16 protein-coding genes are annotated in these 16,110 nt (G+C 66.2%); 8 read left to right on the top strand and 8 right to left on the bottom strand.

All coding sequences use genetic code 11. From position 1 onward, the window contains the following. The first annotated feature begins 90 nt into the window (after positions 1-90). Entirely contained in the window at positions 91-495 is a 405-nt protein-coding gene (locus tag DFR39_RS17970) for a YchJ family protein (protein WP_133605216.1), read from the top strand. 467 nt (positions 496-962) lie between these two features. Beyond that, positions 963-1,691 carry a pseudouridine synthase gene (locus DFR39_RS17965; RefSeq protein WP_133605215.1) on the top strand — a complete coding sequence of 243 codons (729 nt, stop codon included), beginning with the start codon at positions 963-965 and terminating at the stop codon, positions 1,689-1,691. A gap of 21 nt (positions 1,692-1,712) precedes the next feature. On the opposite strand, the gene pbpG is transcribed toward DFR39_RS17965, so the two are convergent. The 6 genes from pbpG to DFR39_RS17935 form a co-directional block, all read right to left on the bottom strand. Further along, complete coding sequence (gene pbpG, locus DFR39_RS17960) at positions 1,713-2,735, bottom strand: D-alanyl-D-alanine endopeptidase (protein WP_133605214.1); 1,023 nt, start codon at positions 2,733-2,735, stop codon at positions 1,713-1,715. A 127-nt stretch (positions 2,736-2,862) separates the two neighbouring features. Then, positions 2,863-4,404 carry a 2-isopropylmalate synthase gene (locus DFR39_RS17955; protein WP_133605213.1) on the bottom strand — a complete coding sequence of 514 codons (1,542 nt, stop codon included), beginning with the start codon at positions 4,402-4,404 and terminating at the stop codon, positions 2,863-2,865. Between the two features lie 196 nt (positions 4,405-4,600). Then, positions 4,601-5,437, bottom strand: a complete 837-nt coding sequence (gene pssA / locus DFR39_RS17950) for a CDP-diacylglycerol--serine O-phosphatidyltransferase (RefSeq protein WP_133605212.1) — start codon at positions 5,435-5,437, stop codon at positions 4,601-4,603. A gap of 200 nt (positions 5,438-5,637) precedes the next feature. Then, entirely contained in the window at positions 5,638-6,654 is a 1,017-nt protein-coding gene (gene ilvC, locus DFR39_RS17945; protein ID WP_133605211.1) for a ketol-acid reductoisomerase, read from the bottom strand. Between the two features lie 143 nt (positions 6,655-6,797). Beyond that, entirely contained in the window at positions 6,798-7,289 is a 492-nt protein-coding gene (ilvN, locus tag DFR39_RS17940; protein ID WP_133605210.1) for an acetolactate synthase small subunit, read from the bottom strand. A 185-nt stretch (positions 7,290-7,474) separates the two neighbouring features. After that, positions 7,475-9,268: an acetolactate synthase 3 catalytic subunit gene (locus tag DFR39_RS17935; protein ID WP_133605209.1), complete on the bottom strand. Its 1,794-nt coding sequence runs from the start codon at positions 9,266-9,268 to the stop codon at positions 7,475-7,477. A 254-nt stretch (positions 9,269-9,522) separates the two neighbouring features. Between DFR39_RS17935 and DFR39_RS17930 the strand changes: the two genes are divergently transcribed. Genes DFR39_RS17930 through DFR39_RS17910 form a run of 5 tightly spaced genes read left to right on the top strand, consistent with a single transcriptional unit; the run spans position 9,523 to position 12,307 of the window. Then, a complete protein-coding gene (locus tag DFR39_RS17930) occupies positions 9,523-10,089 on the top strand; it encodes an RNA polymerase sigma factor (protein WP_133605244.1) in 567 nt (188 codons plus the stop codon). After that, positions 10,086-10,547 (top strand): DUF3619 family protein, encoded by a 462-nt coding sequence (locus DFR39_RS17925; RefSeq protein WP_133605208.1) that lies wholly within the window; start codon positions 10,086-10,088, stop codon positions 10,545-10,547. Before DFR39_RS17930 ends, DFR39_RS17925 begins: the two co-directional genes overlap by 4 nt. 22 nt (positions 10,548-10,569) lie before the next feature. After that, positions 10,570-11,418, top strand: a complete 849-nt coding sequence (locus DFR39_RS17920) for a DUF3106 domain-containing protein (RefSeq protein ID WP_133605207.1) — start codon at positions 10,570-10,572, stop codon at positions 11,416-11,418. Beyond that, positions 11,415-11,930, top strand: a complete 516-nt coding sequence (locus DFR39_RS17915) for an RDD family protein (protein ID WP_133605206.1) — start codon at positions 11,415-11,417, stop codon at positions 11,928-11,930. Before DFR39_RS17920 ends, DFR39_RS17915 begins: the two co-directional genes overlap by 4 nt. Continuing rightward, positions 11,927-12,307, top strand: coding sequence for a diacylglycerol kinase (locus DFR39_RS17910; RefSeq protein ID WP_133605205.1), 381 nt, complete (start codon positions 11,927-11,929; stop codon positions 12,305-12,307). The genes DFR39_RS17915 and DFR39_RS17910 overlap by 4 nt, the downstream gene beginning before the upstream one ends. A 93-nt stretch (positions 12,308-12,400) precedes the next feature. Here DFR39_RS17910 and DFR39_RS17905 read toward each other — a convergent pair whose 3' ends face one another. Both DFR39_RS17905 and DFR39_RS17900 read right to left on the bottom strand, forming a co-directional pair. Further along, a complete protein-coding gene (locus tag DFR39_RS17905; RefSeq protein ID WP_133605204.1) occupies positions 12,401-12,739 on the bottom strand; it encodes a P-II family nitrogen regulator in 339 nt (112 codons plus the stop codon). A gap of 60 nt (positions 12,740-12,799) precedes the next feature. Beyond that, a complete protein-coding gene (locus DFR39_RS17900; protein ID WP_133605203.1) occupies positions 12,800-14,851 on the bottom strand; it encodes an NAD(+) synthase in 2,052 nt (683 codons plus the stop codon). A gap of 56 nt (positions 14,852-14,907) precedes the next feature. Between DFR39_RS17900 and DFR39_RS17895 the strand changes: the two genes are divergently transcribed. Beyond that, complete coding sequence (locus DFR39_RS17895; protein ID WP_133605202.1) at positions 14,908-16,110, top strand: GNAT family N-acetyltransferase; 1,203 nt, start codon at positions 14,908-14,910, stop codon at positions 16,108-16,110.

Below are 16,110 nucleotides of genomic sequence, written 5' to 3'. Positions count from 1 at the left end.
GCATTCTAGAGTTCGGGCCCTGGGCCGGCGCCCCTTCACCGCGGCGATTGAGGCATGATGCGGCGCCAGCAGAGTCAACCATCCCCCCGCATGAATTCGAACGACACGCTGCCCTGCCCCTGCGGGCGCCCGGCAAGCTATCAGCACTGCTGCGGCCGCTGGCACCAGGCTTTCTCAGCCGGTCAGGGCCTGTGCGCGCCGGACGCCGAAAGCCTGATGCGATCGCGCTACAGCGCCTTTGTGCACGGACTGAACGACTATCTCCTGGCCAGCTGGCATGCCAGCACCCGGCCGGCCACGCTGGAGGCGAACGAACCCGGGCTGCAATGGCTGGGCCTGCAGGTGAAACATCATGCACAGCAGGACGCCGAGCATGCCACGGTCAGCTTTGTCGCCCGCAGCAAGCTGGGCGGACGCGCGCACCGCTTGGTGGAAACCAGCCGCTTCGTCCGGGAAGACGGCGCCTGGTTCTATGTGGATGGGGATGTGGGGTGATCGCGGCGCTCTGGGGGGCGGGGCGACGGCGATGCGCGGCATCCAGCCTGGCCCTGCGGGACAGGGCGACGGCAATGCGCCGCACCCAGCCTGGCCCTGCAGGACAGGGCCAGTCCTTCGGCCGGCGTCGGACAGTCCTCAGGACTGTCCTCGGTCCGGCCTCAGCCCAATTTCCTGCTGGGGGGCCAGGATTGGGAGCGCTGGGAACGGCCCAGCAAATTCAACAACCATGTCCGAACCGTGAGAATGAGCGGGCGGTGTCCGACGGTATAGGTCTTGGGCATGGCGTACTCCAGGGAGTGTTCGGCTGCTGCTGAAACAATGATGGGCTTGGTAGATGACAGCATTCTTTCCTCCGGGTTTCCCCGCTGTCACTCCCCCCTTTTTGGGGCGTAGCCCACATCTGGGCATATTTCACGGCCCTGAGCCCGATGCCAGGGACAGTGCCAGCGCCCAACACACGGAACATGTTGCAGATCCTCCACGCTGACGACCATCTGGTCGCGATCAACAAGCCCGCCGGCCTCCTGGTGCACCGCAGCCAGCTTGATGCCCACGAGGAGGTCTTTGCACTTCAGCTGCTGCGCGACCAGCTGGGCCGACCGGTCTGGCCGGTACACCGGCTGGACAAGGGCACCTCAGGCCTGCTGCTGTTCGCCCTCTCGTCCGAGATGGCGAGCGAGCTGGGCCTAGCCTTTGAGCAGGGCCGGGTGAGCAAGCGCTATCTGGCCCTGGTGCGGGGCTGGCCTGCGCGGAACGAGGGGCTGATCGACCACGCCCTGGCCAAGGATCCGGAGCGCGCCTCGGCGGGCCAGACGCTGCTGCCGGCTCGCACGGCTTGGCAATGCCTGGCCCGAGTGGAGTGGCCTCTCAGCAGCGATGCCCGCTTCAGCAGCACCCGCGCCGCCTTGCTGGAGTGCCGGCCCCAGACCGGGCGCCGCCACCAGATCAGGCGCCATCTCAAGCATATGGCGCACCCCATCCTGGGTGATGCCACGCATGGCAAGGGCCCGCTGAACCGCGCGGTAGCAGGCTATCTGGGTCTGCAGCGTCTATGGCTGCATGCCGCCGAGCTGCAGCTTCAGCACCCGGCGGATGGCCGCCGGCTCGAGATCAAGGCGCCCTGCGGGCCCGAATGGGCCGCCTTGCGCGAGCACGGTCTTTGGATGGGGCCCGAGGAGGACCTGCGAACGTAGTCGCTTACCGCGACTTTTCGATCAGCCCGGCAAATCCATCTTGCTCGTGGAGGTGCCGGGAAGGCTGCTCACCCACTTGCGAACACGCTCGGCGTCGCCGATACGCGAGTACTTGCCGGCCGAATCCAGGAACACCATGATGACCTTGCGTCCGGCCATCTGGGCTTGCATCACCAGACAGCGTCCAGCCTCACTGATGAAGCCTGTCTTCTGCAGGCCAATATCCCAGGCACCGCTGCGCACCAGGCCATTGGTGCTCTGAAAGGCCAGTTGGCGGCGACCGACGGTCACCGAATGCGCCTTGGAGGTCGAAAGCTCGCGCAGCACAGGGTATTCGTGGGCCACCTTGACCAGCGTGGCCAGATCCTTGGCGCTGCTCTGGTTGCGGCTGGACAGGCCGGTGGGCTCCACATAGCGCGTATCGAGCATGCCCAGAGACTGGGCCTTGGCATTCATGGCCGCGACAAAGGCGCTCAGCCCCCCCGGGTAATGACGCCCCAGCGCATTCGCCGCACGATTCTCGGAGGCCATCAGGGCCAGATGCATCATCTCGCCGCGACTCAAAGTCGTACCGATGGCCAGACGCGAGCCAGTGCCCTTCTCGGTGTCGATGTCTTCATCGGTGATGGTGAGCATCTCGTCCATGCTCAGACCGGCCTCGACCACCACCAGCGAGGTCATCAACTTGGTGATGGAGGCAATCGGCAGCACCGCCTGCGAATTCTTGGACAGCAGAACCTCGTTGGTGTCCTGATCCATCACAAAGGCCACGGCGGACTTGAGGTCCAAGGGATCATCCGTCGCGTGGAGACCGTAGATCTGCCCGAACGAGGGCCGGGCGGCCACCACGGCAGCCGCGGCCGCCTTGCGTGGCACCCGCGCTGCGGGCTTGGCCTTGCGCACGCTCTTGGCCGCGGGGGCTTTTTGAGCCTTCTGGGCCTTCTGGGCCTTTTGGACCTTTTTGGAGGTGCTGGCCTGAGCCTCCTGCGTGACCAGGGGGGCTCCGACCAGCAGTGCGGTGCCAAGCACCGCTCCCGAGAACATGCGAACAAAAGTCTTCAATCCAGCCCCCAACAACAGTCACCATCAGTGTAGGTGATAGGTAAAAGTCGGGCAAGATCAAAAACTTAGGCGCGGCATTTGAAGTATTGCCTCGCCTTTTCGAGCCTGCTCAACCCTGCGCTGCCACGCGTTCGATCTTGCTTTGCAGCTTGTTCAGCGCGCTCAAATATGCCTTGGCCGAGGCCACGACGATATCGGGATCGGCACCAACGCCGTTCACCACGCGCCCCGCATGCTGCAAACGCACCGTGACCTCGCCCTGCGATTCTGTGCTGCCGCTGGTGATGGCGTTCACCGAGTAAAGCAGCATTTCGGCGCCACTTTGTACGGCCGACTCGATCGCGCGTAGGCTGGCGTCCACAGGCCCATTGCCATCGCTCTCGGCCCGGTGCTCCACCGGACCGGCGGCGAACACCACGCTGGCATGCGGTCGCTCACCGGTCTCCGAGCGCTGGGACAGGGACAGCAGGCGGAAATGCTCCTGCTCCGAGCTCACCGACTCATCCATCACCAGGGCGATGATGTCCTCGTCGAAGATCTCGTTCTTGCGGTCAGCCAGGTCCTTGAAGCGCTGGAAGGCGGCATTGATCTCGGCCTCGGACTCCAGCTGGATGCCCAGTTCCTGCAGGCGCTGCTTGAAGGCATTGCGGCCGCTGAGCTTGCCCAGCACGATCTTGTTGGCGCTCCAGCCCACATCTTCGGCGCGCATGATCTCGTAGGTGTCGCGGGCCTTGAGCACGCCGTCCTGGTGGATGCCCGAGGCATGGGCAAAAGCGTTCGCCCCCACCACGGCCTTGTTGGGCTGGACCACGAAGCCGGTGGTCTGGCTGACCATGCGCGAGGCCGGCACGATCTGGCTGGTCTCGATGCCCACGTCCAGACCGAAATAGTCACGGCGGGTCTTGACGGCCATCACGACCTCTTCCAGCGAGCAGTTGCCCGCGCGCTCGCCCAGGCCGTTGATGGTGCACTCGATCTGGCGGGCGCCGCCGATCTTCACGCCGGCCAGGGAGTTGGCCACCGCCATGCCCAGGTCGTTGTGGCAATGCACCGACCAGATGGCCTTGTCGGAGTTGGGCACCCGCGCACGCAGCTTGGCGATGAAGTCGCCATACAGCTCGGGGATGGCATAGCCCACGGTGTCGGGGATGTTGATGGTGGTGGCGCCCTCGGCGATCACCGCCTCCACCACGCGGGCCAGGAACTCCGGGTCGGAGCGGTAGCCATCCTCGGGCGAGAACTCGATATCGCCGCACAGATTGCGGGCGAAGCGCACCGCCAGCTTGGCCTGCTCCAGCACCTGCTCGCGCGTCATGCGCAGCTTCTTCTCCATATGGAGTTCGCTGGTGGCGATGAAGGTGTGGATGCGCGAGCGCGCCGCGCCCTTGAGCGCCTCGGCGGCGCGGGCGATGTCGCGGTCATTGGCACGGGCCAGGGAGCAGACGGTGCTGTCCTTGATGGCATCGGCAATCGCACGCACAGCCTCGAAGTCGCCATTGCTGGACGCGGCAAAGCCGGCCTCGATCACGTCCACGCGCAGACGCTCGAGCTGACGGGCGATGCGTAGCTTCTCGTCCTTCGTCATCGAGGCGCCGGGCGATTGCTCGCCGTCGCGCAGGGTGGTGTCGAAGATGATCAGCTTGTCAGCCATGGCGTTCTCCGTGAGAGGCTGGGTTGAAGACAGAGGAAGGCAAAACAAAGGCCCGCGAAGCTGCTGCTTGGCGGGCCTGTAGTGCTGAGAAAACCTGTGCTTGAGACGTGTGCAATCAGCGCGCCCGGACGGGTGCGCCTAGTAGCAGAGCGAAAGCAAAAGTGTTCATGCGCTCGAATATAGCACGCGTGTTTGCTCAGTGGTGCAGGCCGCGCTCATCGGGCTCGTCGGTGGAGGTGGCGATCACGCTCACCGGCCGTCCCTTGGCCTTTTTGTAGAGATAGACCGCGTAGCCCGAGAGGCCGTAGAGACAGAACAGGCCGAAGATGGCGCGCTGCGGATACAGGCTGATCAGGGCGATACCCAGAGCCACGGCCACCAGCACCACAAAGGGCACGCTGCGCCGCGCACCAAAGACCTTGAAGCTGTAGAAGGGCGCATTGGTCACCATGGACAGGCCGGCAAACAGAGTCACGCCAAAGGCGCTCCAGGCCAGCCAGTCGATCTGCGAGGCATTGCGGTAGCCCGCGTCGTCGAAGAGCCAGATCAGGCTGATGACCAGGGCCGCGGCCGCTGGGCTGGGCAGGCCCTGGAAGAAGCGCTTGTCCACCACGCCGATATTCACATTGAAGCGCGCCAGGCGAAGGGCCGCGCCGGCAATGTAGACGAAGGCCGGAATCCAGCCCGCCTTGCCCAGATCCTTGAGGCCCCACATATAGACGATGAGCGCCGGCGCGGCGCCGAAGCTCACCATATCGGAGAGCGAGTCCATCTGCTCGCCAAAGGCGCTTTGCGAATTGGTCATGCGCGCCACGCGGCCGTCCAGTGCGTCCAGCACAGCGGCGCAGAAGATGGCGATGCAGGCGGTCTCGAAGCGGCCATGCATGGCCATGACGACGGCATAGAAGCCGCAAAACAGCGCGCACAGCGTGATGCTGTTGGGCAGGGCATAGATGCCCTTGCGGCGCGGACGCTGGGGCTCCAGGACTTCGTCCTCGTCCAGGTCGGCGCTCTTGTTGTGGGGGTCGGTCATGGGGCCGGAGGATACAACAGTGACTCCAAAGAAAAAGCCGCGAACGGGTCGCGGCTTTGCTGCTTGGAGTGCTCAGCCAGTCCACACGAGATGTGGACTGGCCTTCGGATGGCGTCGGACCGTCCTCGCCCGCTCACTTGCAGGTGAGCGGTCCTTCGCGAGGCGTCGCCGAGTGCGCAGGCACTCGGCTCGGTCCTCGCTCAGTTCTTGCTCTGGTCGACCAGGCGGTTCTTCTTGATCCAGGGCATCATCGCGCGCAGCTTCTCGCCCACCTGCTCGATCTGATGCTCCGAGGTCAGGCGACGACGGCTGATCAGCGTCGGCGCGCCGGCCTTGTTCTCCAGGATGAAGCTCTTGGCGTATTCGCCGGTCTGGATGTCCTTCAGGCACTGCTTCATGGCCTTCTTGGTCTCCTCGGTCACAACGCGCGGGCCGGTGACGTACTCGCCGTACTCGGCGTTGTTGGAGATCGAGTAGTTCATGTTCGCAATGCCGCCTTCGTAGATCAGGTCCACGATGAGCTTGAGCTCATGCAGGCACTCGAAGTAGGCCATTTCGGGCGCGTAGCCGGCTTCCACCAGGGTCTCGAAACCGGCCTTGATCAGCTCCACGGTGCCGCCGCACAGCACGGCCTGCTCGCCGAACAGATCGGTCTCGGTCTCTTCGCGGAAGTTGGTCTCGATGATGCCGGCCTTGCCGCCGCCGTTGGCCGCGGCGTAGCTCAGGGCCAGATCACGGGCCTTGCCGCTCTTGTCGGCATAGACGGCGATCAGGTGCGGCACGCCGCCACCCTGGGTGTAGGTGCCGCGCACGGTGTGGCCGGGGGCCTTGGGGGCGACCATCCAGACGTCCAGGTCGGCACGCGGCGTGACCTGACCGTAGTGCACATTGAAGCCGTGGGCAAAGGCCAGCGAGGCGCCCTGCTTGATATTGGGCTCGACTTCCTTCTTGTAGACCTCGGCGATCTGCTCGTCGGGCAGCAGGATCATCACGACGTCGGCGGCCTTCACGGCCTCGGCGATCTCGGCGACCTTGAGGCCGGCGTTCTCGGCCTTGGCCCAGGAGGCGCCGCCACGGCGCAGACCGACGGTGACCTTGACGCCGCTGTCGTTCAGGTTCTGGGCATGGGCGTGGCCTTGTGAGCCGTAGCCGATGATGGTGACGTTCTTGCCCTTGATGAGGCTCAGATCAGCGTCCTTGTCGTAGAAAACGTTCATGTCGGTCTCCAGGAAAAATCAGTGCGGTAAGAATGCGGGGCCCAGGTTCTTGATGAACTTGTCGCCGGGCCGCCCCAAGACAAGTTCATGGCCCCCTCGGGGGGCGGCGCACGGGCCGTCAACGGCCCCGCGCCTGACGGTGGTCATACACGAAGGATGCGCTCGCCGCGGCCGATGCCGCTGGAGCCGGTGCGCACGGTCTCCAGGATGGCGGTGCGGTCGATGGCGTCGATGAAGGCGTCGAGCTTGGTGGCGTCGCCGGTGAGCTCGATGGTGTAGGTCTTCTCGGTCACGTCGATGATGCGGCCGCGGAAGATGTCGGCGGTGCGCTTCATCTCCTCGCGCTCCTTGCCCACGGCGCGGACCTTGATCAGCATGAGCTCGCGCTCGGTGTAGTTGCCCTCGGTCAGGTCCACGACCTTGACCACCTCGATCAGCCGGTTCAGGTGCTTGGTGATCTGCTCGATCACCTCGTCCGAGCCGGTGGTCACGATGGTCATGCGAGAGAGCGAGGGGTCCTCGGTGGGCGCCACGGTCAGGCTCTCGATGTTGTAGCCGCGGGCCGAGAACAGCGCGACCACGCGCGAGAGCGCGCCCGGCTCGTTCTCGAGGAGCAAAGCAATGATGTGTCTCATGAGGGATCCTTCTTGGCGGCGGGCTCTTCAGACCGGCGGCGGTAACCGACGGCCCTTGGCGCGCGCTTGAGAGGGTTGCTAGAGGCTGGCGGACATCCGGGGGCCTGGCGCCCCGCTCCGGTCGCACCCCTCGCCGCGGTAACGGCGGGAGGCCGGCCGGCGCAGGCGGCGCCGCGGCCCGACCCTTACAGGTCTTCGGAGCCCAGCAGCATTTCCGAAATGCCCTTGCCCGCCTTGACCATGGGCCAGACGTTCTCGGTCGGATCGGTGCGCACGTCCAGGAAGACCGTGCGGTCCTTCAGGCGCATGGCTTCGCGCAGGGCCGGCTCCACATCGGAGGGCTTCTCCACCAGCAGGCCCACATGGCCATAGGCCTCGGCCAGCTTGACGAAGTCCGGCAGCGCATCCATATAGCTGTGCGAGTAGCGGCCCTCGTAGTCCAGCTGCTGCCACTGGCGCACCATGCCCAGATAGCGGTTGTTCAGCGAGACGATCTTGACCGGCGTCTTGTACTGGAAGCAGGTCGAGAGCTCCTGGATGCACATCTGGATGGAGCCTTCGCCGGTAATGCAGAACACATCCGATTCCGGCTTGGCCAGCTTGATGCCCATGGCGTAGGGCAGGCCCACGCCCATGGTGCCCAGACCGCCGGAATTGATCCAGCGGCGCGGTTCCTCGAAGCGATAGAACTGGGCCGCCCACATCTGGTGCTGGCCCACGTCCGAGGTGATGTAGGTGTCGCGGTCCTTGGTCAGGTTCCACAGGGTCTCGACGACCATCTGCGGTTTGATGACCTCGTCGGAATGCTTGTAGGCCAGGCACTCGCGGCGGCGCCACTCATTGATCTGGCTCCACCAGGCGTTGATGGCATTCGAGTCCGGCTTGGCCTGCGCCTCTTTCAGCTGATGGATCAGCTCCTGCAGCACGTCCTTGACGTCGCCGACGATGGGAATGTCCACCCGCACCCGCTTGGAGATCGACGAGGGGTCGATGTCCACATGGATGATCTTGCGCTCCACCGAGCCGAAGTGCTTGGGGTTGCCGATCACGCGGTCATCGAAGCGCGCACCCACGGCCAGCAGAACATCGCAGTTCTGCATGGTCATATTGGCCTCGTAAGTGCCGTGCATGCCCAGCATGCCCAGGAACTTGGGGTCCGAGGCCGGGATGGAACCCAGGCCCATCAGGGTGTTGGTGCAGGGATAGCCCAGCAGATTGACCAGCTCCCGCAGCTCGGCCGAGGCTTCGCCCAGGATCACGCCGCCGCCGGTGTAGATATAGGGACGCTTGGCCTGCAGCAGCAGTTGCACCGCCTTGCGGATCTGACCGCTGTGACCCTTGCGCACCGGGTTGTAGGAGCGCATCTCCACCCGCTCGGGGTAGTGGAAGGCCGCGGTGTTCAGCGACACATCCTTGGGGATGTCCACCACCACCGGACCGGGACGGCCGGTGCGGGCGATGTGGAAGGCCTTCTTGAGAGTCACCGCCAGATCGCGCACATCCTTGACCAGGAAGTTGTGCTTGACGATGGGGCGGGTGATGCCGACGGTGTCGCATTCCTGGAAGGCGTCCAGGCCGATGGCCGGCGTGGGCACCTGTCCGGTGATGATCACCATCGGGATGGAATCCATATAGGCGGTGGCAATGCCGGTGATGGCATTGGTCACACCCGGGCCCGAAGTCACGAGCGCCACGCCCACCTCGCCGGTGGCGCGTGCATAGCCATCGGCTGCGTGGATGGCCGCCTGTTCATGGCGCACCAGCACGTGCTGGATGGTCTGCTGCTTGTACAGCGCGTCGTAGATGTAGAGCACCGCGCCGCCCGGATAGCCCCAGAGGTACTTGACGCTCTCGGCCTGCAGGCAGCGAACCAGGATTTCGGAGCCGTTCAGCTCCGCGGAGGAAGGGGGGGAATACGGCGTTTGCGCCCTGCTATCGACAGCAGCGGCACGCTTGACTTCCGCGCTAGACATGTCCATTTCGAACCTCAGTGAATTTCTCTAACGAAAAACCATCGGTGCTCCTACTCGCGCCCTTGTGAGGCGGACTTGGAGCCTGCGCGGTCAAAAACGAGGCGCCCGGGTCGGGCAGCCGGCTTGAGACCCAAAAGCTCTTTGTGCGAAGCAACATTATGCACGGGTTTATTAGCCCGGCCGCGAAGCCGCCCCGGATCTGCGGTCGAAATGCAATAATCCGCGCCGATTTCGCCAGCATCGGGCTTGCCCGCAGTCTCTTGGCCACCGACAAAGAACTCAACGAATTCCTCCGCAGCGTCGAAAAGCGTGCATTCAAGCGCAGCGCCTATCTGGTGCGCGACGACGACGCCGCCTTGGACATCGTGCAGGACGCCATGATCCGGCTGGCCGAGAAATACTACGACCGCCCCGCGGCGGAGCTGCCCCTGCTCTTCCAGCGCATCCTGTCCAACGCCACCATGGACTGGTTCCGGCGGCAGAAGGTGCGCAAGTCCGTGATGCAGAATCTCTCGGACTTCGAGGGCGGTGATGGCGAAGACGATTTCGACCTGCTGGAGTCCCTGGAGGTCGGTGATGGCATGCTGGGCGGTCTGAGCGCCGCGGACGAGGTGTCTCGGGCCCAGATCTTGCATGCCATCGACAAGGAAGTCGCCGAACTGCCGGCGCGTCAACGCGAAGCCTTCCTCCTGCGTTACTGGGAGGAATTGGATGTCGCGGAGACGGCGTCCGTGATGGGCTGCTCGGAGGGAAGCGTGAAAACGCACTGCTCCCGGGCGGTTCATTCGCTTGCAAAATCGTTGAGGGCCAAGGGGATCACGCTATGAGCAACAAGCCGACCATTTCCGAGCTGGATGTCTCGCGTTTCGGCCTGCGCGTCGCGGCAGGCTTGACCGAGCACAGCGAGGCCCTGCCCGCCGACATCAGCGAGCGCCTGCGCTTTGCCCGTGAGCAGGCCATGGCACGCGCACGCGTCGTCCGAGCCACCCGCCCCGAAACCGAGACCACCCTGATTCAGCAAGGTGGCAGCCTGGCCCTGGGCGGCCCGGGCCGTGGCCGCTGGCTCAAGCTCGCCTCCCTGCTGCCCCTGCTGCTGCTGGTCGGCGGGCTGCTGCTGATTCAGCACAGCCAGTGGTATCAACAGATCCGCGCTGCGGCCGAGATGGATGCTGCACTCTTGTCCGACAAGCTCCCGCCGGCGGCTTACGGGGATCCGGGCTTCTCGGAGTACCTGAGCGACGAAGAGCAGCAGGCCGGCGGCGAGGCCGCGGCCGTCAAAGAGTGAGCCAGAGGGCAAGTCCCACAGCATGATCTCCAAGGTCTCCAGCCCCTCCGGCCTTCTGTGCCTGGCCCTGTCGCTCTACCTCAACTCACACGCGGTGCAGGCCCAATCCGCTGAAGCGGCTGCGGCCTCTGCGCCCCTGGCCGCGACGGAAGCCTCGGCACCCGCCGTGGCGGCCCCGGCGGCGCCCGCACCGGTGGCCGTCAAGCCCACGCCAAGCGTCACCACTCCTGATTGGCGCGCACTGAGCGCGGCCCAGCGTCAGGTGCTGGCCCCCCTGGCCGCCGACTGGGCCAGCATGGACCCGGCTCATCGCGGCAAATGGCTGGAGCTGGCAGCCCGCTATCCACAACTGCCGGCCCATGAACAGGAGCGTGTCCAGCAGCGCATGAGCGAGTGGGCACGCTTGAGCCCGGCCGAGCGCCAGCAAGCACGCCTGACCTTCCAGGCCGCCCAGCAACTCAAGGCCGATGAGCGGCAAGCCAAGTGGGAGGCCTATCAGGCCCTGCCCGTGGAGAGAAGGCAGGAACTGGCAGACAAGGCCGCACAGAAGGCCGCCCTCAAGGTGGTTCCAAGCACCGCAGCCCCCATCCCCGCCGCGGCCACGGGCGCGACCCGCAGCGACAAGAGCGCCACGGCGCCAGTGGCACCCGCGCTGGTTCCCCTGCGCGTGCAGACCGGCAGCCCCGCCACGGGCACGGCGGTCCTGCAGGCCCGCCCGGGCGCGAGCACGATTCTGATCACCCAGGGGCGAGCCCAGCTGCGTCAACCGACGGGACAACCCAAGCTGGCCATCAATATGCGAGGCCTGGACAGCAAAACCCTTCTGCCCAAGCCGGCCTCGATCCCGGCCAAAGCGGCGTCACAGCCATGAGCGCCGACGCCGTGCCCGGCCTGGCCCGTCGCCTGGCGTGCTTCCTGTACGAGGGCATGCTGCTCTTCGCCGTGGCCATGGCCGTAGGCCTGATCTATTCCCCGCTGGCCCAGCAGCGCCATGCCCTGGAAAGCCGCTTCGGCCTGATGCTGGCCCTCGGCCTGGGCTTTGCCGCCTACTTCGTCTACTTCTGGAGCCGCAGCGGCCAGACCTTGCCCATGAAGACCTGGCGCATCCGCGTGGTGCGCAACGATGGGGCACCTCTCAGGCCTGCACATGCCCTGCTGCGCTTCGTGCTGAGCTTTGCATGGTGGCTGCTGCCCATGGTTGCCGCCATACAGCTGCGCAAGCATGGTCTGGGATTTGGCGCCATCTCGGCCGTGGGACTGCTGGGACTGCTGGGCTATGCCAGCCTTGCCCTGGTCCTGCCCGGACGGCAGTTCCTGCACGATTTGCTGAGCGGGACACGTCTGGTCCATGCCGAGGCGCCCGCAAAGGCAGTTCGCGCATGAGCAATCCCCACAAGGGACGCACCGGACTGGACCGCATCCTGCGCGCCGCCGGCTATTCCTGGGCCGGCCTGCGAGCGGCCTATAGCGGCGAGAGCGCCTTCCGCCAAGAGGTCTGGCTGATGGTGTTGGCCACACCCCTGGCCTTCTGGCTAGGCCAGGGCTGGGTGGAGGTGGCCCTGCTGATCGGCTCCCTGCTGCTGGTGCTGATCGTGGAGCTGCTCAATTCGGGCATCGAGGCCGCCATCGACCGCGTGGGCTTCGAGCTGCACGATCTGTCCAAGCGCGCCAAAGACCTGGCCAGCGCGGCCGTGATGCTGGCCCTGCTGCTGGCCGGCGGCGTGTGGGCCGCGGCCGCCTATCACCGCTTCATCGCTTGAGTTGAGCGAACGGCATCCGGGGATCCGGCTGTGCCGGGACCTCGGATGCGCTCCCCTTGAGGGAACCGGCGTAAGCCGGTAGGGGATGGGCTTTTAGACCGCCGCTTCGTCGGTCTCGCCGGTGCGGATGCGCACCACCTGCTCCACCGGGGTAACGAAGATCTTGCCGTCGCCGATCTTGCCGGTCTTGGCGGCCTTGAGGATGGCGTCGATGCAGCGATCCACCTCGTCGTCGCGCACCACCACCTCCACCTTCACCTTGGGCAGGAAGTCCACCACGTACTCGGCGCCGCGGTAGAGCTCGGTATGGCCCTTCTGGCGGCCGAAGCCCTTGACCTCGGTGACGGTCAGGCCCGAAGCGCCCACCTCGGCCAGCGCCTCGCGGACTTCGTCCAGCTTAAAGGGCTTGATGATGGCGGTGATCTGCTTCATGACACGGGCTCCGGATGGGTTAACAAGGGACTGGTCAGGATTTAAGCATGGATCACCGCATCAATCCGGGATTCGCGCCAGGTCGGCCAGCCAGACCGCGGCCTGCGAATCGCTGGGCGCACGCCAGTCGCCCCGCGGCGACAGCGAGCCGCCACTGCCCACCTTGGGCGCATTGGGCACGCAGCTGCGCTTGAACTGACTGCCCTGGAAGAAGCGGCGCACGAAGATGCCCAGCACCCGCTTGATCTCGGCCAGGCTGTATTCGTTGCGCGCCACATGGGCCTCGTCGGGCCAGGCACCCTGCCCCCGGTCACCCCAGGCGTGGCGGGCCAGAAAGGCGATCTTGGCCGGTGCATAGCCGTGGCGCAGGGTGTAGAAGAGATTGAAGTCCTGCAGCTCGTAGGGCCCGATGGCGGCCTCGGTGCTCTGCAAGACCTGACCCTGGGCGGCGGCGCTGGCCGGCACCAGCTCCGGGCTGATCTCGGTGCCCAGGATGTCCAGCAGCACGCCATGGTCCACCGCCTGACCGAGCTGGCGGGTCTCGGCCACCCAGCGCACCAGGTACTGGATCAGGGTCTTGGGCACGCTGGCGTTGACGTTGTAGTGCGACATATGGTCGCCCACGCCATAGGTGCACCAGCCCAGGGCCAGCTCGCTCAAGTCGCCCGTGCCCAGCACCAGGGCGCCCTGGTGATTGGCCAGGCGGAACAGGTGGTTGGTGCGCTCGCCCGCCTGCACATTCTCGAAGGTCACGTCATAGACCGGCTCGCCGCGGGCGTAGGGATGGTCCAGGTCCTTGAGCATCTGCAGGCAGCTGGGCCGGATGTCGATCTCGGCCGCCTCGCAGCCCACGGCGCGCATCAGGCGCCAGGCCTGGTCACGGGTGCGCTCGCCGGTGGCAAAGCCCGGCATGGTGTAGGCCAGGATGTGGCTGCGCGGCCAGCCCAGCTTGTCCATGGCGCGCGCGGCCACCAGCAGGGCGTGGGTGGAATCCAGACCACCCGAGATGCCCACAACCAGCTTCTTGATGCCGCTGGAAGCCAGCCGCTGCACCAGGGCCTGCACCTGGATGTTGTAGACCTCCTGGCAGCGCTCGTCGCGCCGCGCCCGCTCGGCCGGCACATAGGGGAAGCGCTCCACGCGGCGCGCCAGGGGCAGGGGCGCGTCCAGCGCCAGGCCCAGGCTGAAGCTCACGGTGCGAAAGCCCTTGAGCTGGGCCGCGTGCTGGCGCACCGAGTCGCCAAAGCTGGTCTGGCGCATGCGCTCGCGGGCCAGGCGCTCCAGGTCGATATCGGCCGTGATCAGCTGCGAGCCCGCCGCGTAGCGTTCGGACTCGGCCAGCAGCTCGCCGTTCTCGCACAGCAGGGCATGGCCGTCCCAGGCCAGATCGGTGCTGGACTCGCCCTGCCCCGCCGAGCTGTAGGCATAGGCCGCCAGGCAGCGGGCCGACTGCTGAGCCACCAGTTGGCGCCGGTAGGCCGCCTTGCCCACCAGGGCATTGGAGGCCGAAAGGTTGAGCAGCAGGCTGGCGCCGGCCAGGGCCGCGTAGGACGAGGGCGGGATGGGCGTCCAGACGTCCTCGCAGATCTCGGCATGCAGGCGCAGCAGGGGCAGATCGCTGGCGGCAAAGATCAGGCGGCTGCCAAAGGGCACGCGCTGGCCCAAGAGCTCGATCTCATCGCCCAGGGCCTCGTCGGCCGCGCTGAACTGGCGTGCCTCGTAGAACTCGCCGTAGTTGGGCAGATAGCTCTTGGGCTGCACGCCCAGCAGGCGACCGCGCTGCAGCAGCACCGCGCAGTTGAAGAGCCGCTGCTCGAAGCGCAGGGGCAGGCCCACCACCGCCACCGTGGGCAGGGACGCCGAGGCCTTGAGCAGGGCCGCCAGGGCCGCCTCGCAGCCGTCCAGCAGGGCGCGCTGGTGGAAGAGGTCATCGCAGGTGTAGCCCGAGAGCCCCAGCTCCGGAAAAGCCACCACGGCCGCACCGCGTGCCGCGGCCTCGCGCAGCAGCTCGGCATGGCGCTCGCCATTGAAGAGCGGATCGGCCACCCGGCACTCGGGCGAGGCCAGGGCGATGCGGGCAAAGTCGTGCGCGTAGAGATTGTCGAAATGCATGCCCGAATCCTGCCATCAAAGCGCGGGGTTTGCGCCTGCCCCTAAGATTTGCGCCGATGAGCGCGCCCCCTGCCGATGATGAGCTGCACCTGCGGGTCGATGACGATCCCGCCGCCCTGCCCCGCGAGGCCTGGAACGCGCTGTTGGCGGCCTCGGCCCAGCCCACGCCCTTCATGCGTCTGGAGTATCTGCAGGCCCTGCACGGCAGCGGCTCGGCCGTGGCCCAGACCGGCTGGCAGCCGCAGTTCCTGAGCCTGTGGCGCGGCCGGCAGCAAGAGAACGCCGAGCTGCTCGCCGCCTGCCCCGCCTATCTGAAGGCCCACAGCTACGGTGAATATGTGTTCGACTGGGCCTGGGCCGATGCCTACCGACGCCACGGCCTGGACTACTACCCCAAGCTGCTGGTGGCCGTGCCCTTCACGCCCGTGCCGGGCAGCCGCCTGCTGGCGCGCGACGCGGCCTCGCGCCGCCTGCTGATGCAGGGCCTGCAGACCCTGGCCGAGCGCCTGGACCTGTCTTCCGCCCATCTGCTCTTCGGTGATGCGGCCGATTTCGCGGTGGCCCAGGCCCAGGGCTGGATGCAGCGCGAGGGCGTGCAGTTCCACTGGCGCAACCGCGAGCCTCAGCCCTATGCCGATTTCACGGACTTCCTGGCCTCGCTGCAGCGTGAGAAGCGCAAGAAGATCCAGCAGGAGCAGCGCCGGGTGCGCGAGGCCGGCATCGTCTACGAGGTGCTGCAGGGAGCGCAGATCACGGCGGCCGACTGGGACTTCTTCCACCGCTGCTACCAGCTCACCTACCGCGCCCACCACAGCACGCCCTATCTGCGGCGCGAGTTTTTTGCCGCCATGCAGAGCGAGATGGCGGAGTACTGGCTGCTCTTTGTGGCCCAACGCATGGTGGACGGCGTAGCGCAGCGCGTGGCCGCCTCGCTCATCGCGCTGGACCCGCACACCCGCCGCGCCTACGGCCGCTACTGGGGCGCGCTGGAGCCCATCCCCTGCCTGCACTTCGACGCCTGCTACTACCAGCCCCTGTCCTGGTGCATCACGCAGGGCTACCGCGCTTTCGAGGGCGGGGCTCAGGGGGAGCACAAGATGGCGCGCGGCCTGCTGCCCGTGGGCACGGGCTCGAGCCACTGGCTGGCCCACCCGGACTTCAGCCAGGCGGTGAACGACTTCCTGGCACGCGAGGGTCAGGCCATGCGCGACTATACGGACGAGCTCTCGGAGCACCAGCCCTTCAAGCAGGGCGCATGA

It is taken from the genome of Roseateles asaccharophilus, from assembly GCF_004362405.1.
Classification (GTDB): Bacteria; Pseudomonadota; Gammaproteobacteria; order Burkholderiales; family Burkholderiaceae_C; genus Kinneretia; species Kinneretia asaccharophila.
This window is presented reverse-complemented; position numbering and strand designations above follow the sequence as displayed.